The 23,477-nt window shown below is 69.6% G+C and carries 22 protein-coding genes and 1 tRNA gene; 8 read left to right on the plus strand and 15 right to left on the minus strand.

Annotated features, from left to right (window positions below):
- Positions 1–59: 59 nt before the first annotated feature.
- From RB614_RS02945 to RB614_RS02955, 3 genes are all read right to left on the minus strand, one after another.
- On the minus strand, positions 60–2,327 hold the full coding sequence (locus RB614_RS02945; protein WP_428982913.1) for a glycoside hydrolase family 9 protein: 2,268 nt from the start codon (positions 2,325–2,327) through the stop codon (positions 60–62).
- A 602-nt stretch (positions 2,328–2,929) separates the two neighbouring features.
- Positions 2,930–3,184 (minus strand): Smr/MutS family protein, encoded by a 255-nt coding sequence (locus tag RB614_RS02950; protein WP_308710740.1) that lies wholly within the window; start codon positions 3,182–3,184, stop codon positions 2,930–2,932.
- Positions 3,185–3,229: 45 nt separating this feature from the next.
- Positions 3,230–3,922: an ArsR/SmtB family transcription factor gene (locus RB614_RS02955; protein ID WP_308710741.1), complete on the minus strand. Its 693-nt coding sequence runs from the start codon at positions 3,920–3,922 to the stop codon at positions 3,230–3,232.
- A gap of 80 nt (positions 3,923–4,002) precedes the next feature.
- Between RB614_RS02955 and RB614_RS02960 the strand changes: the two genes are divergently transcribed.
- Positions 4,003–4,635 carry a DedA family protein gene (locus RB614_RS02960; protein ID WP_428982914.1) on the plus strand — a complete coding sequence of 211 codons (633 nt, stop codon included), beginning with the start codon at positions 4,003–4,005 and terminating at the stop codon, positions 4,633–4,635.
- On the opposite strand, the gene RB614_RS02965 is transcribed toward RB614_RS02960, so the two are convergent.
- The 3 genes from RB614_RS02965 to RB614_RS02975 form a co-directional block, all read right to left on the minus strand.
- Positions 4,616–5,260, minus strand: a complete 645-nt coding sequence (locus tag RB614_RS02965; RefSeq protein WP_308710742.1) for a response regulator — start codon at positions 5,258–5,260, stop codon at positions 4,616–4,618. The two genes, RB614_RS02960 and RB614_RS02965, sit on opposite strands and share 20 nt — an antisense overlap.
- On the minus strand, positions 5,251–6,366 hold the full coding sequence (locus RB614_RS02970; protein WP_308710743.1) for a sensor histidine kinase: 1,116 nt from the start codon (positions 6,364–6,366) through the stop codon (positions 5,251–5,253). Before RB614_RS02970 ends, RB614_RS02965 begins: the two co-directional genes overlap by 10 nt.
- A gap of 174 nt (positions 6,367–6,540) precedes the next feature.
- Complete coding sequence (locus RB614_RS02975) at positions 6,541–6,981, minus strand: macro domain-containing protein (protein WP_308710744.1); 441 nt, start codon at positions 6,979–6,981, stop codon at positions 6,541–6,543.
- 69 nt (positions 6,982–7,050) lie between these two features.
- Here RB614_RS02975 and RB614_RS02980 point away from each other — a divergent pair, with 69 nt between their 5' ends.
- Together RB614_RS02980 and RB614_RS02985 are read left to right on the plus strand one after the other, a co-directional pair.
- The gene (locus tag RB614_RS02980) at positions 7,051–8,487 is read left to right on the plus strand and encodes a plasmid pRiA4b ORF-3 family protein (protein WP_308710745.1); all 1,437 of its coding nucleotides are present in this window, start codon (positions 7,051–7,053) and stop codon (positions 8,485–8,487) included.
- Positions 8,484–8,702 (plus strand): hypothetical protein, encoded by a 219-nt coding sequence (locus RB614_RS02985; RefSeq protein WP_308710746.1) that lies wholly within the window; start codon positions 8,484–8,486, stop codon positions 8,700–8,702. The genes RB614_RS02980 and RB614_RS02985 overlap by 4 nt, the downstream gene beginning before the upstream one ends.
- Before the next feature lie 279 nt (positions 8,703–8,981).
- Here the strand turns inward: RB614_RS02985 and RB614_RS02990 are convergent.
- Positions 8,982–9,054, minus strand: a tRNA-Arg gene (locus RB614_RS02990).
- Between the two features lie 498 nt (positions 9,055–9,552).
- Here RB614_RS02990 and RB614_RS02995 point away from each other — a divergent pair.
- Positions 9,553–9,717: a hypothetical protein gene (locus RB614_RS02995; RefSeq protein WP_308710747.1), complete on the plus strand. Its 165-nt coding sequence runs from the start codon at positions 9,553–9,555 to the stop codon at positions 9,715–9,717.
- A 16-nt stretch (positions 9,718–9,733) separates the two neighbouring features.
- Here RB614_RS02995 and RB614_RS03000 read toward each other — a convergent pair whose 3' ends face one another.
- The gene (locus tag RB614_RS03000; RefSeq protein WP_308710748.1) at positions 9,734–10,861 is read right to left on the minus strand and encodes an EcsC family protein; all 1,128 of its coding nucleotides are present in this window, start codon (positions 10,859–10,861) and stop codon (positions 9,734–9,736) included.
- Positions 10,862–11,011: 150 nt separating this feature from the next.
- Here RB614_RS03000 and RB614_RS03005 point away from each other — a divergent pair, with 150 nt between their 5' ends.
- From RB614_RS03005 to RB614_RS03015, 3 genes are all read left to right on the plus strand, one after another.
- Positions 11,012–11,245: a hypothetical protein gene (locus RB614_RS03005; RefSeq protein ID WP_308710749.1), complete on the plus strand. Its 234-nt coding sequence runs from the start codon at positions 11,012–11,014 to the stop codon at positions 11,243–11,245.
- Positions 11,246–11,491: 246 nt separating this feature from the next.
- Positions 11,492–12,055, plus strand: a complete 564-nt coding sequence (locus tag RB614_RS03010) for a hypothetical protein (protein WP_308710750.1) — start codon at positions 11,492–11,494, stop codon at positions 12,053–12,055.
- A 1-nt stretch (position 12,056) separates the two neighbouring features.
- Positions 12,057–12,998: an Rv1352/Rv1906c domain-containing protein gene (locus RB614_RS03015; protein ID WP_308710751.1), complete on the plus strand. Its 942-nt coding sequence runs from the start codon at positions 12,057–12,059 to the stop codon at positions 12,996–12,998.
- A gap of 163 nt (positions 12,999–13,161) precedes the next feature.
- On the opposite strand, the gene RB614_RS03020 is transcribed toward RB614_RS03015, so the two are convergent.
- From RB614_RS03020 to RB614_RS03045, 6 genes are all read right to left on the minus strand, one after another.
- Positions 13,162–14,625: a tyrosine-type recombinase/integrase gene (locus RB614_RS03020; protein ID WP_308710752.1), complete on the minus strand. Its 1,464-nt coding sequence runs from the start codon at positions 14,623–14,625 to the stop codon at positions 13,162–13,164.
- A 142-nt stretch (positions 14,626–14,767) separates the two neighbouring features.
- Positions 14,768–15,046: a DNA-binding protein gene (locus RB614_RS03025; protein WP_308710753.1), complete on the minus strand. Its 279-nt coding sequence runs from the start codon at positions 15,044–15,046 to the stop codon at positions 14,768–14,770.
- Positions 15,047–15,354: 308 nt separating this feature from the next.
- Positions 15,355–16,329 (minus strand): replication-relaxation family protein, encoded by a 975-nt coding sequence (locus RB614_RS03030; RefSeq protein WP_308710754.1) that lies wholly within the window; start codon positions 16,327–16,329, stop codon positions 15,355–15,357.
- Positions 16,330–16,495: 166 nt separating this feature from the next.
- Complete coding sequence (locus RB614_RS03035) at positions 16,496–17,380, minus strand: replication-relaxation family protein (RefSeq protein WP_308710755.1); 885 nt, start codon at positions 17,378–17,380, stop codon at positions 16,496–16,498.
- Positions 17,381–19,311: 1,931 nt separating this feature from the next.
- Positions 19,312–19,566: a hypothetical protein gene (locus RB614_RS03040; RefSeq protein ID WP_308710756.1), complete on the minus strand. Its 255-nt coding sequence runs from the start codon at positions 19,564–19,566 to the stop codon at positions 19,312–19,314.
- A gap of 1,079 nt (positions 19,567–20,645) precedes the next feature.
- Positions 20,646–20,996: a hypothetical protein gene (locus tag RB614_RS03045; protein WP_308710757.1), complete on the minus strand. Its 351-nt coding sequence runs from the start codon at positions 20,994–20,996 to the stop codon at positions 20,646–20,648.
- 184 nt (positions 20,997–21,180) lie between these two features.
- On the opposite strand from RB614_RS03045, the gene RB614_RS03050 reads away from it, so the two are divergent.
- Positions 21,181–21,366 (plus strand): DALR anticodon-binding domain-containing protein, encoded by a 186-nt coding sequence (locus RB614_RS03050; protein ID WP_308710834.1) that lies wholly within the window; start codon positions 21,181–21,183, stop codon positions 21,364–21,366.
- Between the two features lie 13 nt (positions 21,367–21,379).
- Here RB614_RS03050 and RB614_RS03055 read toward each other — a convergent pair whose 3' ends face one another.
- Positions 21,380–23,470 carry a prolyl oligopeptidase family serine peptidase gene (locus tag RB614_RS03055; protein ID WP_308710758.1) on the minus strand — a complete coding sequence of 697 codons (2,091 nt, stop codon included), beginning with the start codon at positions 23,468–23,470 and terminating at the stop codon, positions 21,380–21,382.
- Between the last annotated feature and the right edge of the window lie 7 nt (positions 23,471–23,477).

A 23,477-nucleotide genomic window follows, 5' to 3' on the forward strand; every position in this document is an offset into this window, starting at 1 on the left:
TTGTCCCCGCTCTAGCCCTCGTCGTTGTCCCCGCTCTAGCCCTCGTCGTTGTCCCCGCTCTAGCCCTCGTCGTTGTCCGCGATGAACGCGGAGATCCAGGCCAGCGGCGAGTTCCAGTTGATGGTCAGCTCGTTCGTCGACCACGACTCGATGTCGTCGATGTAGCAGAACTGCGGGGCGCACCCCTGCAGCTTCTGCTGTGCGACCGGGTCCTGGATGGACGAGTTCGGGCCGCCGGAGAGCGTGCCCACCGGCGGGTTGGGCAGGTCGGGGTTGAGCTGCCGGGCGTACCAGCGGCTGTGCTGGTTCTTCGAGGCCACCTCGCCGTACCCGGTCACGTAGGACTGGTTGAGCGCGTTGCGGCCGAGGATGTAGTCCATCCCTTGGAGCACGCCGTCGAGGTAGCGCTCCTTGCCCGTCAGGTCGTACGCGGTCGCGATGACCGCCAGGTTGTTGATGACGAGGTTGTTGGAGCCCCAGTCGTACACGTTGTCGCTCGGCGCGTACGGGATGCCGTACGGGTGCGCCTTCTGCGTCGCCAGGTACTTCTCGGCGCCCTGCACCACCGAGGCCCGCACGCGGTGCCGGTCGGGCAGGTGGTTGGGGCGGGTGGCCAGGTCGAGCCGGCCGAGCTGGGCGGTGTTGCCCCAGTCGAAGCCGCGCTCGCGCCAGACGTCGGCGGTGTGGTGTGGCGAGGCGAGCACGAAGTCCTTGAACTCGCGGGCACCGGTCGTGATGTACAGCTCGGCGGCCGCCCAGTAGAACTCGTCGCTGACGTCCGGGTCGCTGTAGGTACCACCGCCGTTGCCGTCGGCCGGGTCGGCGATGAGGTCCGGGTGGGCCTTGGCCGCGGCCCACGCGGTCTTCGCGGCCGCGAGGTTGCGCAGGGCGAACGCCCGGTCGTACGGCCAGTAGACGCGCGCCGCCTGTGCCGCGGTGGCGGCCAGGTTGAGCGTCGCCGCGGTCGACGGCGGGTGCAGCTCGCGCAGGCGGTCGTCGAGGTGCGGCAGCAGCGGCAGCCCGGTCCAGGTCTGATCGTGGATCTTGTGGTGGGCCATGCCGGCGAGCGGCTCGCCGGCCGGCACCTGCATGCTCAGCAGGAACTCCTGCTCCCAGCGCGCCTCGTCGAGGATGTCCGGCACCCGGTTGCGGCTCTCCGGGATGCCCAGCGTGCCGTCGCGCAGGGTCCACGGCTCGCGGGAGCGCTCGTACTCGCCGAGCAGCTGCCACACCGAGATGCCACCGTTCACCACGTACTTGCCGTGGTCGCCGGCGTCGTACCAGCCGCCGGAGACGTCCAGCGTGTAGTCGCAGACGCCGGGCTGGCAGGGCACGTTGGTGTCACCCTGGTTGGGCGCGACGCCGACGTGGCCGGCCGGGCGGCCGTAGCCGGGGCGCAGGCTGTCGAGGATCTCGATCCCGCTGCGCTGCGTGTAGTAGAACTTCAGCGCGTCGGTGCGCAGCTTCTCCCAGAAGCCCGCACCGATGTCGAACGGGTGGCTGGTCTCCCCGTCCGCCACGATCGTGTAGCCGGTGCCCGCCCTGGTGTAGCGGCTGAAGTCGAGGCTGTGCACGTTCTGCCCCGAGGAGGCGTCCACCCCGCGCGGCGTGGTACGCCCGGAGGCGACCACCTTGCCGGACGCGCTCTTCAGCTGCCACGGCAGGGCCGCCGTGGCGTCGGTGACGAGGGTGGCGTTCTTGGGACCCTTGGGCAGGTAGCCGACCTGGTTGACCCGCACCCGCGGCCCGGTGTCCGGCTCGTACGGCTCCTGCACCGCTCCGCCGGTCAGCGAGATGTTGTCGACGCAGAAGCGCCACGGGTCCGCGCTGCCGCCGATCTGGAAGGCCACCTGCGCGTTCGGCAGATCCACGGGCGAGGTGAACGTGTACGTGTACTGGTTACCGGAGACACTCAGCTCCGGGTTGGCGCTCAGGTACTGCGTCCACGGGTCGACCGGCAGCTGGATGAGCGCCTTGGCCACCTTGGCGGGGGTGGCGGTGGCGAAGAAGGTGTATGCGTAGGTCTCCCCGCTGACCAGCGGCACGTTGTCCTGCCCGATGATCACGTCCCACGGGTTGACGGTGCCGCCCGGTACGTCGGCGCAGAGCTGGCCGCCGCTCGAGTCGAGGGCGATGTTGGCAGTCCCCCACCAGGGGGCATGCCCGTTGTCGAAGGTGCCGTTGACGATCTGCTCGGGCCCCTCAGCGGACGCGGAGGAGGCCGTGGCGCCTGTGACGCCGCCGGTGGCGAGCAAGGTGCCCGTAACGGCGATGGCGAGCCGTCCGATGGGTCTGGTCACGTTGATCCTTCCCGATGGGTGGGGCATCGGTGGGTGGGAGCGCTCCCAACCATCCGCCCATGTTGTCAACGCGTTTCAGACGTGTCAATGGACCGATCTCCCGACCCAATACCACTAACCCTAAGTCGATCAAGGACCAAACCCGTCGACGCGCGGCGATCGTGGTATTTCAGTGCCCCTCCGAGGGCACCCAGATACCACGATCTCAACGATCACCGCCCCAGGCTCGTCCCACGATCTGCCGCGACACCCCCGAAAGGTCGATCCGGCGGTGGTCATCCCGGGTCGAACGCCGCAGCAGTGGGCAATGTCGGGGACTTTGCCCACTGCAAGGCGGCCGCAACGAGCATGTCCCCGACATTGCCCACTCACCCGGTGGCCGTCAGGCCGCCCTTTTCGAGGACACCCTCCTCGCGGCCGCAGGCCCCGAGGCTGTCGGCGCGGACCCACGCACCGCCGACCAGCGGGGGCCTGTCAAACGTGGACGGTGAGGCTGCGGGAGTCAGACCTGCTGACCGGTCATGATCGGTGCGACATGGCGCCGCGAAAACAGATCGGTCTCGGAGGTGAAGGCGGCGCGGAGCGATGCGGCACTGTCGAACGCCGCAGCACGGGCATGAATCAGCGGGCTATTTCCACCTGAAGTGGACGAAGAGGCGGCCGAAGTTCTTGGAGTCCTTTTCCACGCGGTGGTACAGCTCCTTGATCTCCTTCTGATCCAGAAACCGCAGGACGCGCTTCTTCAGCTGACCCGAGCCCTTACCCGGGATGATCTCGACCAGGGTGGCCTTCTTCGCCACGGCCTCGTCGATGATGCCGCGCAGCGCGCGGTCGATGTCATGGCCACGGTTGAAGATGTCGTGCAGGTCCAGCTTCAGCTTCATCGCGCCCGATACTAGCGAGCAGCGGGCTTTGGAGAACGCGTGCGCTCAGGTCAGGTCGGCTGGCGAGAGGCCGAGCAGGTCACGCAGGCCGGCCTGGCCGTCGGGGGTGACCCGTACGGCGCGTTGGGTGCCGATGCGCACCAGCCAGCCCCGCTCGTGCAGGCGCCGGCACAAAGCCGCACCGGCCGCGCCGGCGAGGTGGGGGCGGCGTTCGGTCCAGTCGAGGCAGGCGCGCACCAGCGGTCGACGGCCGCCGCCCAGCGTGGCGCCGACCTCGGTCTCCAGCCAGGCTCGGCCGCGTTCGGTCAGCGCGAAGCCCGCCTCGGCCTCCAGCAGGCCACGTGCGGACATCGCCTCCGTCACCCGTACGCCCAGCCGTCCGGCGAGGTGGTCGTAGCAGGTGCGGGCGCGTGCCATCGCCTCGCTGGCGACCGCGCCGCGCAAGGACTGGTGCGGTGCCGGCGAGCCCGCGTCCGCGTACCCGGAGATCTCTTCGATGAGCTCAGCCACCCTGGGCGTGGCCAGGCGCACGTAGCGGTGGCGGCCCTGGTGTTCCTCGGCCAGGAGGCCGCCGGCGACGAGGAGGGTGAGGTGTTCGCTGGCGGTGGATGCGGCGACGCCCGCGTAGCGGGCAAGCTCGCCCGCCGTCCAGGCGCGGCCGTCGAGCAGCGCCAGGCAGAACGTGGCCCGCGTGCCGTCGGCGAGCAGCCCGGCGAGCCTGGCCAGGGGTGGCGTCATGGGCCCCATCATGCGCGCCGGAGGCTTCGGCGGGCACCGAAGGCATGGAACGGCCGCCGCGCGGTAACTAACACCTGACGATGATCGAGCAGAACGAACCGGGCGGCATCGCCGGCTGGGCCACCGGACTGATGGAGACCCTGGGCGCGCCCGGCGCGGGGCTCGCCGTCGCGCTGGAGAACCTCTTCCCGCCGCTGCCCAGCGAGTTGATCCTGCCGCTGGCCGGGTTCACCGCGAGCCAGGGCGAGATCAGCCTGGTCGCCGCGATCGTGTGGACCACGCTCGGCTCGCTCACCGGCGCGCTCATCCTCTACTGGCTCGGCGCGCTGCTCGGCCGCGACCGCATGCGGGCGATCGCCATGCGCGTGCCGCTGATCGAGGTTTCGGACGTCGATCGCAGCGAAGCGTGGTTTGGGCGGCATGGTGCCAAGGCGGTGTTCTTCGGGCGGATGTTGCCGGTGTTCCGGAGCTTCATCTCCATCCCGGCGGGGATCGAGCGGCTGCCGCTGGCGACGTTCGCGCTGCTCACCACGCTGGGCAGCGCCATCTGGAACACGGTCTTCATCCTCGCCGGCTACCTGCTCGGAGAGAACTGGCACGTGGTCGAGCGCTACGCCGGCTGGTTCCAGTTGGGGGTGGCCGGCGCCGTCGTGGTCGCGGTGGGATGGTTCGTCACCGTCCGCATCCGAAGGATCAAGAGCCGAGATACCTGAGTACGGCTAGCACGCGCCGGCTGTATCCGGTGACGTGAGACAGGTCGAGCTTGTCGAAGATCGCGTTGACGTGCTTCTCGACCGCGCTCTGTGACACGTGCAGCTGCCCGGCGATCGTGGCGTTGGTGTGGCCCTGCGCCATGTGGTCGAGCACGGTGCGCTCCCGCTCGGTGAGGCGCCCGATCGGGTCGGTGTGCGTCGTGCGGGCCAGCAGCTGCCGCACCACCTCCGGGTCGAACGCGGCTCCCCCACCGCCCACCCGCACCAGCGCGTCGAGGAACTCCCCCACCTGCGCGACCCGGTCCTTGAGCAGGTAGCCGACCCCCTCAGGCTGGCCGGTGAGCAGGTCGACGGCGTAGCGCTTCTCCACGTACTGGGACAGCACCAGCACACCCACGCCCGGCCAGCGCTCGCGGATCCGGAGCGCGGCGCGGAGGCCCTCGTCGGTGTGGGTGGGCGGCATGCGTACGTCGACCACCACCACGTCCGGCTGGTCGGCGGCGACGGCGGCGAGGAGCGCGTCACCGTCGCCCACCGCGGCCACCACCTCGTGCCCCTCCTCGGCGAGCAGCCGCACCAGGCCCTCGCGCAGGAGGGTGGAGTCTTCGGCGAGCGTCACGCGCACGGCAGCTCCGCCACGATCACGGTCGGCCCGCCCGCCGGACTGTCCACAGTAAACTCCCCGTCCAGCGCGGCCACCCGCCTAGCCAGGCCGGACAGGCCGCTCCCGCTCGGGTCGGCGCCGCCCACGCCGTCGTCCTGTACCCGGACGGTCAGCTTGTCAGCGCGCGCGACGTCCACGGTCACCTCCTGGGCGTAGGCGTGCTTGGCCGCGTTTGTGACGGCCTCGGAGACCACGAAGTACGCGGCCGTCTCGACCGCGGTGGGCGGCCGCTCGTCCAGCTCGTAGCGGAGCCGTACCGGGATACCGGCCCGCTCGGCCACGCGCAGCAGCGCCTCGTGCAGGCCGAGGTTGTCCAGCGCCGCCGGGTACGCCCGCCACGCCACGTCACGCAGCTCGTCGAGGATCTGCTGGGTCTCCTCGTGCGCCTGGGCGACCAGCTCGGTACTGCCCGGCGCCCGGCGAGCCCGGCCGAGCAGCATGCCGAGCGCGACGAGACGCTGCTGTACACCGTCGTGGAGGTCGCGTTCGATCCGGCGGCGTTCGGTGTCGACGGCCGCGACCACCCCGGCCCGGCTGGTGGAGAGCTCGGTGATCCGCCGCTCCAGCGCCTCACGCCGGCTAGGGCCGAGAAATCGCCGGGCCAGGTGCCGCTCGATCGCCGCGATCCCGGCGAACCCCTGCACGCAGAGAAACAAGCCCACCGCGCCAAGCAGGACCTGGGCCACCGCCAGGAGCAGCGTGCTCCGGCCGACGAGCAGGTCGCGGACCCAGACGACGCCGACCGCCGCGCCGTAGAGGAACAGCAGCAGGACCAGCCCGCCCAGCAGGCCGACCGCCCAGCGCAGCACGAGGTACTCCACCGCGCGGGCGCCGGTGTAGTCGCTGGCGTTCTCCGCACGCAGGAACGCGGCGAGCCGCCACCGCTCCACCTCGGCGAGGTTGCGGGCACCGGCCTGGATCCGCTGCACCGCCGCCCGGCGAGCGCGCGGCTGCGGCCAGGCCGGGACGAGGATGATGCCGGCCCAGATCAGGTAGACGAGCTCGACGAGCCCGGTGACGGCGCCGAGCAGCACGCCGACACCCACCCGTACCCACGTCCAGACCACAAGGCGAGGCTAGCGTTGCGGTTTTCCCCAGGTCGTTTTCTGGGGTTTCTCGCTTCGCGGCGCGCCCCCTTCCTTTGCGGGTGCGGGCCGCTTTGCGGCGCGCCCCCTTCCTTTGCGGGTGCGGGCCGCTTTGCGGCGCGCCCCTTTCGCGGCGCGGGCCGCTCTTATGGCCTCTTATGGCAGTGAGACCGCGACAAGCTCGACCGGGCTCTCCTCACCCGCGTTGGCCAGCACCTCCGCGACGTCGACCCAGTTGAGCCCGCCCAGCCCCGCCCCGATCCGGGGAACGCCGAGCCGCGGCAACCCACGGCTGGCCGCGTCGGAGAGCGCCGTCCGGATGCTGGTGTCGATCGCGTCGAGGGTGGCCGGTGGGCGCGGGATCGGCTGGGTGGCCAGGTTGTAGACGACCACGTCGGGCGCCTCCCAGACGAGGATGTCGCCGAGTTGGAAGTCGCCCTTCTGGCAGAGCTGGCGATACTCCTCGTACATGTCGGGAAACCGCCGCCGAAACTCCGCCGCGATGCCCGCCCCCATCGCCCCGGCACAGTTACAGCCGTGCCCGACCGCCGGCAGGCCGAGCTGGAAGAGATCGCCGGTCACCATGGTGAACGTCATGCCGCAGAGTCTGCCCGCCGCGCGGGTGGCCGTGTGAGGGGGCGCGACGCGTGGGTGAAGAATGTGCCCATGACTCCGGACAATGAGCTCGATCCCGGGCAGATGCTCGCAGACGTACTCGACGGTGTCGCAGCCCTGGCCGAGAGAGAGGACGCGCTCGACGCGGAACTGGCCGGCGCGACGGTACTGGCCACCGTGTCCACCTTCGGCGAGGACGTCGTACCCCTGCTCGTCAAGGAGCTCATCCCTCAGGTCGAGAGCCGCCCGAACCGTGGCGCGCTGGCGCTGCTGCTGTCGATCGGCTCGGTGGCGTCCGGGACGCAGGACCAGATCGCCAGCGCCGCGGCAGCCGCCGCCGAACGCGTCGCGGCCGCGGGCGTACCCAAGCCGCGGTGGGCCGCCGAGCTGTCCGAGCCGCTCCGGGCCGGTGACCGCGTACGGCTGAAGGACCGCGCGGGGACGCTGTCGGTGCTGGTCGCCTCGTTCGAGCGGGCCGGTCGCCGGCACGCCTTCCTCGTCACCGTCGACCACCAGGACTGCGGCGCCGCTTCGGACATCTTCTTCGTGGACGCCGACGATCTACCCGAGATGCTGGACGAGCTCCGCGCAGACGGCATGGTCGCCGGGACCCAGGCGGTCGATCCGGCCGAATTCCGCTGGTACGTCGAGGACGCGCTGGGCGCACGGGCCGTACACGACGGGGAGGATCCCGACACCATCCTCGTCGAGGGGCTGGATCCCGACCTGTCCGAGGAGGACGACGAGGACGAGGCTGGACCGCCGTACCAGATCCTGGCGGCGCTGGTGCGGACCAGGCTGACCGCCCTGCCACCGGCGCGCAAGCCGGCCGGCGCACGCGAGCACCACGAGGCAGGCCCCGCGGACGGTTTCCTGTCGCTGCTACAACGACCGGCGCGGGCGAAGCTGCCCACCAAGCGCAAGAAGTCGGATGGCCCAGCCCCGATCTACCAGATCAAGATCGGATTGCAGGGCGCCAAGCCACCCATCTGGCGGCGCCTGCTCGTACCGGCGGACGTGAGCCTGGCCAGCCTGCACCACGCGATCCAGCTCTCGTTCGGCTGGGAAGACAGCCATTTGCACGTCTTCGACACGCCGTACGGCGACTTCGGAATCGCGAACCGGGAGCTCGGGCACCGGGCCGAAAAGCCCGTCACGCTGGAGCAGGTTGCACCCCAAGCCAAGGACAAAATCCGATACGTGTACGACTTCGGCGACGACTGGGTGCACGACATCCTGGTGGAGAAGGTGCTCGACCGGGATCCCACACTGACGTACCCCCGCTGTGTGGGCGGCCGCCGGGCAGCTCCACCAGACGACTGCGGCGGCATCTGGGGCTACGAGGAGCTGGTGGAGATCCTCGGTGACCCGAGCCACCCCGACCACGAGGAGCGGCTGGAGTGGCTGGGATGGGACGACGCGGCACACTTCGACCCGGCCGCCTTCGACCCGGACGAGGTAAACCAGGCGTTCACGAAGGCACGGTGACATCGACCGGCGGGCAATGGCGCGCTAACGCAGGAGACCTGGACGAGATCGCGACGGCGCTGTCGGACCAGGACAGCTACGAGCACCGGTACCTGGTAAACAGGAAAACCGGTGAAATCGTCTTCTGGACCGTCAGCGACGAACAGGCCCAGCGAAGACTGGCGCGCCATCCGCGGCCGTGGCGCGTTCCGGCACTTCAGGGACGAGCTACATGAGGAGTACCCGGACCTGCTGCCGGTCTGGAACGCCTTCCGGGAGAGCCGCGCTCAACGACGGGCCGTCGAGTAGCTGGTCGACCGCCACCTAGTGCGGTGGCCCCAACGTTCACCGGGTGACCGGCGGCCTTCGGCCGCTGGTCACCCGGGCCCGGCGAAGCCGGCAAAAGGTTAGTGGCCCACCGCACTGACTAGTCAGCGACGAGGCGGCGGAGCGCTACTTCGCCGCCCACCCCGAACCCACGCTGCCCTGACCACGGTGGGCGCGACCGGCAAGCGTGCCCCCGGCAAGATTCGAACTTGCGACACACGGTTTAGGAAACCGTTGCTCTATCCCCTGAGCTACGAGGGCGCGGCTCCCCAGGGTACCTGCCAGCGGTTGCTGGCGGGCGCCGGGGAGCGCCGATGGCCGCCGACCGTCCCAACGGCGACCGGCGGAGCACAAACCGATCGCACAGCCCGGCATGATCTTGGTGTGTGCCGGTCGTCGCTGATCATCACCGACGGGCGCCGGCCGGCGCTGATCTCCATTGCTGCCACATCCGAGCACACATGTAAAACCGCTGCTCTTGGGTCGAGCGCGCGCCGTGGCGCGCCAGGCCAGCTCAGCCGGCGAACGAGGCGCACGTTTCGCTGGCGCGGTCAGCGCGGCCCGCCTTCGTAGACGCCAACGGCTGGCTGGGGTCACCACCCGGAACAACAGCCCGGGGCCTGGAAGACTTCGTCCTACGGGCAGCCGGGTGGTGACCGCACCTATCGACGCCTCACTTTCCCCGCAAGGTCAAGTTGCCCGCTGCGCTCGGTCCGGGCGGCCTCGGCGGCTCTGGCGGACAACGGCAGCTGTCACCTATTGACAGCAGCAGTCGCCACCAAGATCCTCGGCAGTACCAAGCCGGCTTCCCGGGAGTACGGCCTGCCGGCCGTCGTCGGCGTCGCGCGGGCGACCCGCCCGATCCGTGACGGCCAGCGCATTCGCTGGTACGGGACCGACGGCTTCGTCGAGCTCCTGCCGTAGGCCGCCCGCTTCGGGTTCAGTGCAGGTCGGGTTCGCCCTCGGCGGCGAGTTCGCCGAGCACGCTGAAGCCGCCGTCGACCACGCCGTTCGGGTCGTCGGTGTCCTCGACAACGACGGCTTCGATCGGTTCCTCGTCCAGAAGCTGAGGGTACTTTTCCAGCAGGAACCGGCGCCGGTACGCCATTTCGGCGGTGTCGACGATTCCCTCCAGAGTGGTCCAGTTGAGGGTGCCGCCGACCAGGATTCCGGCTACCGGCACGACCTTGCCGAGGCCCTTCTTGGTGAGAGTGTGGCCGACCGCTTCCGCGAACCGTCCGGCGATCCGGGCGACAACCGAGTCGTTCAGAACCTTCCACGTCTTACCGCGGACGAGTGCCTGGGTGAGGCGCGAGATGTCGGCGAAGGCGGCGTTCTTCGCGCCGACGGACGCGGCCGTCCCGGCGTTGACGACGGACAGCACGAAGAGCTTCTCGGCTGGTTCTTCGGGGTCGTAGCCGTACAGCAGCGAGACATGGCCGACCGCGCGGGACGCGAGTCCGATGACGATGGCGGCGTCGCCGGCGAAAGCGCTGACGATGGCGCCTCCCGACGGCGCCGCCGCCGCGCCGCCAGAGACCGCGGTGACCAGTTCGCCTCCCGAGATCACCAGTCCCGCACCCATCCCCGAGACCGCGGCGGTAGCCGGGTAGTACCAGCTCAAGGCCCGTCCGCGGACCGCGTGGATCTGCTCGAGGTCGAGGCGCCGTAGGTCGGAGAGCGTGGTGACGTCGTGCCCGCGCTTCTGGTGGAGTTGCACTACCCGCTTGGGCGAGAGCCCCGCCCGTGAAATCCTCGCCACCGTTCGCTGCATTGAGCCCAGCGCACTGCCACTCCAGTTCGCCGCGCTGACGGGGAGGACGCCTGCCGCCTTGCGAGCCCCGGTGCCGATGGCGCTCGCACCCTTGGCGGCGATGCCGCGCCCCCGCGACACGACTGATTGGGCTCCCGGGTGGTTTTCCAGGTACGTCGCCGCACGCCGGCCCAGTGCCGCGACACCGTTTGACACGCCCTCGCCGGCGCTGCGCAACGCGGCCGACAACGGCCGGCCCTTGAACCGCTGAATGTCACGCCACGCCGCTAGCTCGTACTCGGAGGGTTCTGCCATGTCTCCCACGTTAGGGCCCGAACCGCCGCTTCATGAACAGGTGGGCGGCCGAGTTGGCGTTGGCCCGATCGGCTCAAACCAAGCGGCGCAGAGCTATGAATCGAGCCAGCCTTGTCCCATCCACCGAATCGCGGCCCTTGACATGATCACGTGCGCGGATTTGCCGCCGATCCTGCATTGCTGAATGTGGACGGCGAGCATGAGCAGTCACCCGCGCGCGAGCATCAACGGACTGGATTCCAGGGACAACGAATCACGGTCCTGGGCGCGGTTGCGCTCCCCGCGCTCGGCGCCGCGCTGGCGGTCGGCTCCGACCCGCCGGCCGCAGAAGAGTGTGCCGAGCGTCGCGCGCTGTCGGAGCAGACGCCGGCGTCGCTTTCCTGATGGAGTGGCGCGGGTGCCGGAATGTCCGCTCCGAGCGGCTGTCCCCGTATCGACCGAACGGGGCGTGTACCTCACCGCGCGCACCGGCCGATCGGCAGTGACCTTGATCTGACAGCAGTCCGTTCGGTGTGGCCGTTACCGTGACCGGCCTCCCCAGTAGTGGCGGCTGCCTTATTCGGCACGGTTCGGGGCTGGCCGCCGCCGCCAGGTTGACCCTGCCGTAGGAATCGTGCATTGGAGTGCGCCGTGTCCTATCCGCCGCCCATCAACCCAGGCCCGCCTGAGCCACAGCCATACGAGCCAGCGCCCGTCAGCCCAGGCCCGCAGCAGCCATACGAGCCGGCGCACTTCGCGCCGCCGCCGGCGCCCAAGAAGAGCAACGCTGGTCTGATCATCGGCGTCGCCGTGGCGGTGGTGGCTGTTGCCTTCGGTGCCTTGCTCGTGGTCCGCACAACCGGTGCCGTCCCGGCGGGCGTGCCGCTCGTAGGCAAGGACACCGGCATCGCGGCGTGCGAGGCGATCGCCGAGGACAACGAACTGGCCGGCAACAGCCCGGACGAGACGCTGATCGTCGAGGAGTACAAGCGGGTACGGAAGATGTTTTCCGATTCCCGGCACGATGCGATCCGCGACAACGGCGTGAAGATCATTGACATCGTCTGGCAGATGCGGGATATGAAGGACGAGGACGCGCTGGCGGCGCTGGCGGCGCTGCCACTGGTGGGCACGATGATGGAGGCGTACGCGGGCCTCGCCGGCGGCTGCGCTGAGCACGGCATCACGATCCCGCCAATCACCTCGGGTACCTGACATGACCGATGCTGCCCAGCCTCCGGCCGAGCCCTCCTGGACGGATATGGCCAACCCGACACCGCCAAGGCAGCGGCGCCGCGGACTGCTCGCCGGGGTGGCAGTCGCCGTACTGGTCGTGGCCGCCCTCGGTATCGGCGCTGTACTGGGCCAAGCGGACAGCGACGAGCCGGCGGCCACGTCGGTCGCGGCCTCGCCGAGGTCCAGCTGTTCGGCATACAGCGTGGACGCGAACACCGGCGCGGTCGTGTGCAAGGCGCCCGGCGCCGCGGATGTCATCAACCAGGCTCCGAGCCCCGTACCGTCGAGTGCGTCCCCGCTTCGGGCGCCGGTCATTCTCGAATGCCGCCTGGGAGACGACCTGCTGGCCACGTCGTCCCTTGAAGTGCCGACCGACGCCAAGGGCCGGCCCGACTTCACCGAGGTCTGGCAGGTAAAGCCCAAGAAGTACTCCTGCGACGCCGGCATCATCATCCCGGAGACACCGCTGGAGAAGGCCGCGCATGCGACCTCGAAGTACGACGACCTGGATATTGGCACGCTGTACACCATCTGCGCAGAGGTCGACCCGACCGACCCGTACGCGGAGACCGGCTTCAAAGCGAGCCCAGAGCAGATTCGCGAGATCAACGCAGCGCTCACCCTGTGTTCCAACCACCCACTCGCCGGCAAGTGGCGCAAGTCTGTGCAACGCGGCAAGGTCGACGCGGACCTCGAAGCGCAGGGCCGGATCTTCGGCGCCGGCACCTTCCTGGTTGGCAAGGAAATCAAGGCGGGCACCTACGTCACGACCGACGTGGACGGATGCTACTGGGAACGTCAGAACCGCAACGGCATCATCGACAACAACTTCATCACGGCCGCCCGCCGAGTGCAGGTGACCATCCGATCTACCGACTACGCGTTCCACTCGGAGCGCTGTGGGGAGTGGCGACCGGCGTAGCTCGAGGACCTACGAGTCCGTCGCTGGTCCTGACCACGCAGTGGCTTCGTGTGAGTGTGGCTGTGGGCAAACAGGAAAACGGGCCCGTCCAGGTCACACCTGGACGGGCCCGTTTTGTTCGCTGCGCCCACGCCTGCCGCTGGTGCTCTGAACGCGAAGCGTCTCAGGCGGTCTTGTCACGTCGTTGTTTGATTTTGTTGGCGACGGCGTCGGCGGCTTCGTGGTGGAGGCGTTTGACGACGCTGGTGTAGGTGTCGAGGGTGAGTGTGGTGGTGCTGTGGCCGAGTTGTTCGGAGACGACCTTGATGTCGATGCCGGCGTCGAGGGCCATGGTGGCGGCGCCGTGGCGCAGGTCGTGCAGCCGGATCGGTGGCAGCCCGGCTTTGCGCAGCAGCCGGCGGAAGCGTTGGGTGACCAGGTTGGGATGCCAGGCCCGGCCGTCGGGGCGGACGAAGAACAGACCGGTGTCCGGCCAGTCGGCACCGGCGGCCAGTTTCCAGGCGGCGCGGCGGGCCTTGTAGGCGGTGAGAACCTTGACGGTGTCGTCGTCGAGGACGAGGTCCCGGTTCCCGGCCTCGCTCTTCGGGGGTTTCTGTCGGGTGGTCCGGCCGTGGGTGGCGATCTGGTTGTTGATCGTCACCTCCTTCTTGCCAAGGCGGACTTCGGCGTCGAGCAGGCCGCAGGCTTCGCCACGGCGGGGTCCGCGGTAGGCCATGAAGTGGTACATGGGATGCAGGTCCGGGTCGTGTTCGGCGGCGTACTCCAGGAACTGGGCGAGCAGGTCGTCGGTCCACACCATGACCGGGCCGGGCACCTGCCCGGTTTCCTTCCAGCGGGCGATGCGTTCGGGCTCCCACACGATCGGCCGGGTCCGCCCGCCTGGGGTTTTGACGAGGGTGGCCGGGTTGGTGATCCCGGCGATGACCTCTTCGGCGAGGGCGTCGTTGATCGCCTTGCGCAGGGTGGCGCGGATGCCGTGGCGGGTGGCCGGCCCGGTCAGGCGAACCCCACGAACGCTCGCCCGACGGTGTGGGTCGTCGCTGGCCTTCGCCGCGCGGATCTCGTCGTTGCGGGCCTCGATCGCGGTGAACATGGCCTTGATGTGGCGGGCCTTCAGCTTGTCCAGCCGGATGTCGCCGAGGTGCGGGATCAGGTGGACCCGGACATGCGACTCGTACCCGCGGATCGTGTTCTCGTCGATCTTCAGGCCGGCGAGCCACTCGGTGAGGTAGGCGGCCACGGTCGGGGCTTCGGCCAAGGCGGCGTTGGCGCGTAGCCGCAGCCGGATGGTGTCCAGGTCGGGCAGCGGCTGCTTGGCTTTGACGGCGGCCTGCATGAGGTCCGCGATTTCGGTGCGGCGGTCCCGGTCGCGGCCGGCGAGCGCGATCAGCTGGCGGGCATGGTCGAGTTCGTCGGCTGCGGCGCGGTAGCCCTCGAAGCTGCCGCGGCGTAGCTGCCGCCGCCCGCCGGTGGCGGTGACGGGAAGTTCGAGCTGGTACTGCCAAAGGCCGTGGTCCGGGCTCCAGGTGCCGTTCGGGCGGCGTAGTTTCGGGCAGGTGTTGCCCAGCAGTTTGCGGCTGTCCGGGTCGCGGCAGCCGCAGCGTTTGGAGATGGATCCTTCCGACATCGAGCTTTCTCCTGGTTCAGGATGGGGCTGGCGCTGCCCCTGGTGGGGCAGCGGATTTATCGATTGACATCCACGCGCGCCTCGCCGAGACGATCAAGTCGCCAGGCACTGGCAGGCGTGCACCCGACCGCTCGCCGGACGTTCAGGGTGGTTGGTCGGGTTCGGGCTCAAGGTGGAGGGCGGCGATGATGGGCTGGACCGGTACCCGGTACTGGGTGCCGGCGCGGATGACCGGTACGGGGAACTGGCCGCGTTTGGCCAGGAGGTAGGCGGTGCTCATCGCGAGGCCGAAGATCTGCGCCGCGGTGTGCAGGTCGGTGAACGCGCCGAGGGCGCGGACCGCCTCCGCCGTCCAGACCGGCCCGCCGCCGGTCTGGTGATCGCCACGCCGTGCGGTGCGGCTTCGTCGGTTGTTGCTCACCATGGGCTCCGTGCGGTCTGGTCGAGGTTGAGGTTCGTCGTGGGGCTCTGCCCAGCCGAAGGCCTGGTGGTCGAACGTCGATGTCGCTGCTGTGGTTCGCAGACAGGCGACGCTCAGCCTGACGGCGGGCGGGTGTACAGGGCTGCGCTCTCCGGGGCTCTGCCCGCCGTCCACAGCTGATAGGGGCGACACGCCTGGAGCGGCTTCGAGTCCGGGCCGCTGCCGACCGGTGGGCCCGAGAATCCGGGTGTCGACACGGCTCGGGCCTGTCCGCGTGGTTGGCGGACAGGCCCCGGGGGTGCGGGGTGTTACGGCTGGCGAGTGTAGCTGTATTCGCCGTTGACTATGGCTTCTTCGCCTGGGCGTTCGGGGTCGTGGATGGGGTGTGGGGCCAGGTTCTGGGCGTCGAGGAAGAACGCGTCGTCGTTGGGGTGCACGACCTGCTCGGTGGTCGGGAGCTGGTGCAAGGCGATCCGTTCGCTCCCGCCGGCGGGCTGCCACACGCTGTCGGCGGGGTGGCCGGCGTCGGGGTGGGTGGTGGCGACGGTCAGCTGGCGCAGGTTGAGCCGGGCCAACTTCCTGTGCAGGTCCTGCTCCCGCTGTGGGTCGGTGGTGCGGAACAGCAGCGTGGCCAGCCCGGTCCGCTCGGCGATGGCCGGGTAGTGGTGGACCCGGCCGGCCAGTGCGGCGGCGGAGGTGTCGCCGGGGTCGGGTTCGAGCCAGAAGCCGTGCTGCTGGCCCTGGTGGGCGTACGCGCCGTGCCACGCCTGGCGCCGTTCCGGGGTGGTGACGGCGTGGCAGGTGCGCGGTGACCACCACTCCCGCAGGTCGGTGTGCGCGGTGGTGCGGGCGTGGGCGGCGAGGTCGACGAAGAACTGGTTGGTCTCCATCACCAGCTCCAGATCGCTGCTGGTGCGCAGCCGCTCGCGGCGGCGGTAGGTGCGGGCCGGGCTGGGGCTCGGGCCGGCCGGGGCGGAAGTGATGTCCGCGCCGAGCGGGCCCAGGCACCACACCGTGACGATGTCGCCGGTGCGGGTGATGGTGCCGAAGCGGTCGAGCCAGCCACGGCGGGCCAGGATCCGCAGCCGCCGCTCCGCCACCTGCTGGTCGGGGCGGAAGCCGAGGACGGTGAGCTGGGCGGTGGTCAGGACCTGGTGTTCGGCGATCATCATGACCGCCCACAGGTCCTGCCTGGTGAACCGGCGCACCGACTCGCGGAGCAGCTCCGGTGGGATGGGTTTGGGTGAGGGGACGGTGAACGGGTACGGGTAGGTGGTCGTCACGACCAATACCTCCAGAAAGGCTGCCGCAGACGCGGCAAGGGACAAAGACAGGCCCACCCAGCGCGGCGTCAAGGCCGTGGGGCGGGCATTGGTGCCGGAACAGACAGCTGCCGCCAGCCCCTCGGGCGGGGCGGCGGCAGGCGTACACGCCGGGGTTCGGCGCGAGCTAGAGGATTGCGGTGGCTTGACCCGTGAGGCGCGGGATGGCGGTGGCAAGGTCGGCCAGGGTGAGCAGCCCGGCATGCCGGTGCAGCCACCACACCCGCCCGGCCGGGCCCGCCTCGCTGGTGGTGTCCTCGCGGACGCCGGTGGCCACCGGCACCCGCACGCCCTCGATCTCAGTCAGGAGCTGGTGCAGGTGCACCGCCCGCTCGGCGTTGGTGAGCCAGAACAGCACCGGCCAGGATGCCCCACCCCGCTCGGCGAGGGTGGTGTAGCCGACCAGTTTGTGGCCCAGTTCGGTGATCGGCTCGAAGCCGGTGTCGTACTCCAGGAAGAACGGCACCAGCGCGTCGCCGGCCTGCCAGATGCCGTGCCCGTCCGGGTGGATCGGCATCGTGTGCGTGAGCAATTCCATCGCGTCTTCCTCGATCGCGAACGCGGACGGCTGGCTGCAGCGGGACTCCGGCCACCACCGCAGTAGTGCGTGGTCGGGGTGGGTGCGGGCGTGGCCGGCCAAGTCGGTGAAGAACCCGTTCACGCCCAGCCGGTGCCCGATCGTCCGGGTCGAGGTCCACCTGCGGCGGCGGGCCTTGCCGTAGCCGGGGCGCGGTGGCGGTTCGTCGCGTTGGGCGGCGATGACCTCGGCGCCGAGTTGGTCGATGACGTAGTGGTACGGGAACGAGCCGCCGTCCAGCTTGAACGGACGGAACCGGTCCACCACCCCAATCGCGACAAGGCGGGTCAGGCGGCGCTGGGCGAAATCCAGCGACGGGAACAGGGCATGGGCGATCTGGAAGCTGGTCAACACGCCGTGGTCGACCAGCCATTCCAACAGGGTCAGGTCGCGGGCGGTCAGGACCGACTGCACGCGCAGGACACGATCAGACATCAGCGAATTCCATTTCTTGGTTAGCTGCGCGGGGATATTTTTAAGCCGCCTTGGGGAGACCCTGACAAGGGTCTTTATGAGCAGCGCCGGAATCTGTCACAGCCCCGTGTGCTGCACCGACAGAAAAGAAGAGGTCCGTGTCGGGGTCAGTCTCAAGACCGACCCGGAAAGCGACGGCAACACTGACGGCAGCACCGACCCCAACCGGACCGCCACCAGCCGGCACCACCGACCGGGGCCTCGGGCACGGCGCCAGCCGGCGTAACGGCAGCCGCGGGCACAGCGCCGGCACACGCTGGCGACGGGCGCGGCGCCACAGCGTTGCCGCGGCCAGCGGCACTGTCGCCCGAAGTGCCGCCAACCCCGAAACGCCAGCACCGGCACAGCAAACGCCGGCAGTGCCGGAGTGCCGGCACCGCCGAAACTGCCGAAGTGCCGGCATTGCCGGCGCGGGCAACCGGCGCTGGCGTGATGTGCCGGCACGTGCCATCCGTTGTGCCGGCAATGCCGGCACAACGATCGCCGCTGGCCCCACATCCCCCAGGGCTCGCCCGAGTTCGACGTCACCGACGCTGGCGGACACCGTGCCAGCGCCACCGCCGGACCAGTCGCCGTCCGCACGTGGCGGCGTCGGATGCCCGCCCGTGCCGACCGAGCCTCACCCCGGCCGGCAAGTGCCGGTCGTCGGCCGTTGTCGCCTACACCCACCAACCGGGGTTTGTCAGACGAGGCGAACACTCCCCAATCTGACAGCGATCTGACAAGCCGCGACCCCGCATCGGCGGATACCCCTGTCAGACACGGAGCGTATCTGACAGGGCCGCCACGACTCTGACAGGGCAGCTCATGGCCCTCCAGCCACTACAAACTCATTACAGATCGTAATGTATGTTCGAACGTACGCCGGACCGCGCGGCCACTTGCTCGCCCGGTGCGTGCGGCCGCTGTCAGATCGCGGTGATCGTTTGTCAGATCCGGCCGCCGCACCCACCAACGCCCCCGAGAACCGCCGACATGGATCTGACAGGGCAGGAAGAGCGGCACGAAACATAGTGCAACTTCGATTCAGAAGATCGCTTTCCTGTCAGACGAGTGTGGTATGGGGTCGCCCCCGACGCGACCGCTTAGCGTGGCCGCACGCCGGGCCACCACCCCGCTGCCACTCGTCGCGGCGGGCGCCGGCCCCACACCAGCGGCGCGCCAGACCCGGCACTGCCGGCAGAACGCAAGTGCCGAACAACAGCGGCTCCCGCCGGCACAAACCCCGGCAAGTGCCGGACCGCGCCCGCCGCGGCAGGTTCCGCTGCCATAGCGGAGCGGCGGACGGATCCGGCGGACGGATCTCTGTGCCGGTTCCGGCATTCGTGGCTGTACTTGGGCGGCATCGGCATTTCACCACGGCATCCGCATTACGGTTTAATAGGGCGGCTCAGACTTTCAGACGGAGCCGGCAAAGCGTGCATGCGCATACCAGCGATGGCGAGCGCCGGCACCCGTCCGCCGATCTGACAACGCAGCTCATCCGCCGTCTGCCGGACCAGGATCGCCGTGCGGGCGCGGTCCAGACCGAACGCAGCCTAGCTGACAGCCCTATCCTTGCCGCTGCACGGCCGAGAAACACAGCGCTGCTACATCGCGTCCGGTGGCTGCCAGCAGATCGGAGCCAACAAACCTCAGAAGCCGAGCAGCCCGGTTGTGAAAGAACAGCCTGCCCGTCATCAAGGCAAACGGCCTGTCAGACGGCTGTCAGATCGGGAAGTGTTCGCCACGCCTGACAAACCCCGGTTGGTTGATGAGGACGTGATGTACGGATACGAACAGGGCGAGCCCGGTGGGGAGACCCGACAAGGGTCTTTCTGAGCAACTCCGGAATTGTCAAGGCCGGGTTGTCCTGCACCGACAGACGAGACCGGGTCCGCGTCGGGGCAGGTTCAGACCGACTCGGAAAGGGACCGCAACACTGGCGGCTGCACCGACCCAACCGCGACCACCGCCATCCAGTTCGAACCTGAGAGCCAGTCGACGCCGACCGGGATACCGCCGGCCATCACGTCAAGCCGCACGTCGACCGCCGGCGCCGGGAGCCGCCCGGTTTCATGCCTGAGCAGACGGCCGTAAGCCGCTCCGTTGTCCTCGCGCCCGGTCCGAGAGGGAGAACCGGTGGGTTGCAGGCGGTTCTCGCTCATGGTGCGGCGTCGCGCCGTGCTGGGCTACCTACATCTACCAATCGCGGTTTGGCAGAGCTGACGAACACTCCCCCGCTCTGCCAGCCCTCTGCCAGCGCCGCTTTGTCCATATTGATACCGATCCTGCGGACGCCATCGCCGCAGTGGTGGCCGCGGACGTCTGCCAGAGGCGCGGGAGTGCCTGTCAGATCGCTACCCTGTCGGGCCCGCCTCTAACAAACCGGCCCTGGCCTGCACTGTCAGAGTTCGGCCAACGCCGGGCCACGGGAGCTCGCGCCGTGCCGCAGCGACAACACCGCGCGCCCGGCGTCGGCGCGGCGCGACCGCGCTGGCGGCTCGCGTCAACCGCGGTGAGCGTGACGCAGCGTATCTGTCACTGGATGCGGCCGGCGCGCCGGCACTACGGACACGGGGCCTGCGCCAGTAGGTCAGCGGCGTGTCATGTCATCGGCGGCGTGACATGACACGCCGGCGCCGGACATGTCATCACCAAGCGGCGTGTCCGGCGCTGTCATGCCATGCCAATGACATCGCGGTGTCCGCTGCCCGCGCCGGTGCCGCCAAGGGTTGTCATTGCCGGCGTGCCGGCATCGCCGGCACGGCTGTCGGCGCTGACACGGCAGCCTTGGAAGAGCCGTGGAAGAGTCGCCGACCGCACCGTGACAGACGCCGCGCCAGCATGGCCGGCGCCGTGACAGAGGGCCGCCGGCGGGCCTCTGTCACGGCTATCACAGTGCAGGTCAGCGCTGTTTGACAGAGCCGGACACAGCTATAACAGTCGATGTCAGGCGGTGGCTGCTGATGTCACGTGACACGGCTGGCAGAGCGCGGACACCGGCTTTGACCTGCGTTGTCATAGCTGGCAGAGGCGCGTGGCGCAGTGGGGTGACAAACGCCGCCGCACCGGTGGCAGCGTGTCATCCGCCCGTTGGGGTCATTGGAGCTTTGACATGACCATGTCCGACACCCCGCACTGGCCAACCTCGGCGCTGCACGCCGCGGACACGGCGTTCGCCGCCCTGACATGCGAACCCGACCCGCTGACCCTCGACTGCGACAGCCTCGGCGCAGGCCTGGACCTACCGCCCGGACAACTGCCCCTGCCCACACTGCGTGACTGACTCGCCGGACATCCCCACGATCACCACGCCCGCCAGGCGGTATGGCGAGAACTGATCCTGCGCGCCCGCCTTTGCGGCCCGCAGTGGGTCATCGCCGCGGTTGGGATGGCCATGCCGCTGCTGATGCGGGTGGCCCGCGAGGCGTGCGAGGGCTTCCACGGCGACACCACGGACGTCGACGCGCAGATCCTCACCGGCTTCCTCGACGCGCTCCGCAACCGGATCGACCTGGACCGCGACGACCCGTACATCAAACTGCACGACGCCACGCACCAGGCCGGCCGACGCCACGCACGCCTCTGCCAGCACCCCACGTCATCTCGACCGCCGCCGGCTCTCCCACAACGCCCACCGAACTCTCACATCGACCCGGCCCACGCTCCCGCCGCCGTGGCCCGTGTCCGCGGCGAGCGACGTGTTCCCGTTGACCTACCGTGCCAATGCGGGCAAATCGGCGCTGACAGAGGCTGGCAGAGGGTTGGAAGAGCGGGGAGTGTTCGTCAGCTCTTCCAAACCGCGATTGGTATATGAGGGACTCGACAGTGGCCACCACGCCTTTCGGGTCTCACCCGCCGAACATGACGCACGCGGCAGCCGCCTGGCCCTGTGCGACCTCACCGCCCGAGTCCCGCGCCATGGTCTACACCTGCTGGGTATCGCCACACGCGATCGAATGTGACGACCTGGTAGGGCTAGAGATGCGTGGCCGCGGCCAGGAACGCCAGTTCGTCGGCGCAGAGCGCGATGGCGCGGGAGATGGATCGGGCGGAATGCCCGACGTCACGCTCGCGGCGCAGCAGAATAGCGCCGCTACCAGTGCTGGCGTGTTGCAGCGCCGCGGCGAACTTGCGGGCGTGCAGCGGATCCACCCGGGTGTCGCCGTCGAACACGGTGAACAGCACTGCCGGATACGGCGCACCCTCACGCACGTGGTGGTAGGGCGAATAGCCCAGCAGCCACCCGAATTGCTCGGGATCCTCGGCGGTGCCGTACTCGCCGGCCCAGGTCGGGCCAAGCCCGAACCGCTCGTAGCGCACCATGTCCAACAGCGGCGCCGAGCACACCACCGCTGCGTACGCCTCGGGCCGCTGCGTCAGCGCCGTCCCGACGAGCAGGCCACCGTTGGAGCCACCCATGATTGCGAGCAGCTCCGGCGATGTGACTGCGTTGTCGACGAGCCAGTCGGCGGCCGCGTGGAAGTCGTCGAACACGTTCTGCTTGCCGGCCAGCATCCCGGCGCGGTGCCACTGCTCGCCCTCCTCGCCGCCGCCGCGCACGTTCGCCACCGCCCACACGCCGCCGGCCTCCACCCACGCGGCGGCCGTCGCGGAGAAGTACGGCGTCTGCGAGACGTTGAAGCCGCCGTAGCCGTACAGCACCGCCGGGCGTGGGCCGGCGGGCAGGTCGGCGCGGGAGAGAAGAAACATCCGGACTGCGGTGCCGTCCTTCGACGCGTACTCGGCCTGGCGCGTGGCAAGCGCGGGCATGGTGACCGCGCCCGGCGGCCGAGCCCACACCGTGACGCCGCCATCGCGGCCGTCGAAGCGGTACACCGTGGATTGTGAGGTGAAGTCGGTGTAGGTGAACCATGCCTCGCAGCCGCCGTCGCGACGATCCCGCAGGTCGACCACGCTGCCCATACCGGGCAGCGCCACCGAGCCGCGACGTTCACCGCTGACCAGATCATGCACAGCCAGCTCGCTTACCGCATGTCGGGTGTGGGCCACCAGCAGCGCCGGCGGGTCCAGCCCGACGCCGTCCAGGAACGCGAAACCACCCAGGACCGCCTCCGGGTCCTCCGGGATCAGATCCCGCCAGGACGAGTACGAGAACTCGTCGGTTGGGACGACACACAGCCGGCCGCGCGGCGCATCCCGGTCCGTCCACACATACAGCCGCCCGTTCCGGAACTCCGGAGCGGTGACGGCGTCCACGCCCTCCTGCAGCACCCGCAGGTCCGGCGCCTCGGCCAGCGACGCGGCCAGATCGGCGATCCACACGTCGTTACGCGGGTCGGTACCCTGCCACGCGGTCACCACGAGCCACCGCCCGTTGGCCGACACGTCCGCGTAGAAGTACCGACCACGCGGCGCGCCCTCCCCCGCGATCAGCACATCCTCAGCCGGGTCGCTGCCCACCCGGTGCAGGTACACCCGCCGGTGCAGCCGCGGGTCGTCGCCGTCCACCGAGCCCGGGCCGAGGTAGCGGGTGTAATAGAAGGACTCCCCGCCGGGCAACCACGCGACCGCGGAAAAGCGCACCCGGTCGATCGGCCCCTCGATCAGCGCACCGGACGCTACGTCGACCACCCACAGCTCGGAATCCTCGTCGCCACCCGTCGAGCACGTGTACGCCAGCCGGGTGCCGTCCGGCGACGGGCACCAGTAGTCGAGCGTGGTCGTGCCGGACAGGTCAATCTCCATCGGATCCACCAGCACCCGCTCGGCGCCGCCCGGCTCTACGGCGAGCAGCACCGCGTGCTCCTGGTCCCCGCGGCGGCGCAGGAAGAACCCGCGAGGACCCCGCCACACCGGCGCGGACACCATGCCCACCGACAACAGCTCCGCCAACCTGCCACGCAAATGCTCCCGCGCCGGCCACGCCGCCCGGTGAGCCTCGAACAACTCGTCCTGCGCGGCCGACCAAGCGGCCGTTCGCGGATCGTCCACGTCCTCCAGCCACCGGTACGGATCGGCCACCGGATGCCCGTGCAACTCCTCAACCAGGTCCAGGCGCTCCGCGAAGGGATAGCGGACCGCAGCGCGCTCGACGGCATCAACCATGCGCTCA

Source organism: Phytohabitans maris (assembly GCF_031085175.1).
Classification (GTDB): Bacteria; Actinomycetota; Actinomycetes; order Mycobacteriales; family Micromonosporaceae; genus Phytohabitans; species Phytohabitans maris.